At 64.3% G+C, this 428-nt stretch carries 1 protein-coding gene; it reads right to left on the reverse strand.

Features of this window, described 5'->3' with window-relative positions; genetic code table 11:
- The coding region (locus AC1D0P_RS30200) for a hypothetical protein (RefSeq protein WP_477680098.1) at positions 1 to 428 on the reverse strand (428 nt) is incomplete at both ends.

The following is a 428-nucleotide window of genomic DNA, read 5'->3' on the forward strand; positions in this document are numbered from 1 at the left end:
GCTCGGTATCGCTGCATCCTGCGAGGCGCGTGCTGCGAAACTGCCGAGAATCCACAGCGACACTTCCGCTGCCTCGCGCTGCGAGCGGAACTCGAATGTGCCGGTCAGCGCCCTGAGCGACGGGAATTCCAGCGTCAGGGCCTTGCCGTCGGCGGCTGGCGTGACGGCGACCTCACTCGGGTCGATGATGTGGCAGAGATAGCCCGAACCCTTGCTGCGCATGCAGCCGGTCGAGCCCTCCCAAAGTCTCAAGAAAACCATGTCGCCGTCGGCGGAGATGATGACGTTGCGGATCGCCTCGTTCGGATAGGCGCGGCCGAACTCGACAATGGCGAGACCGGCGTCGAAGCGTTCGTTCGCCTGGTCCTGCTGTATGAGACCGGTGGCCCAGAAGAAGAAGATCAGGGCCGCGCCGATGGGGATCAACC

The sequence above is a fragment of the Polaromonas sp. P1_G2 genome (assembly GCF_056405515.1).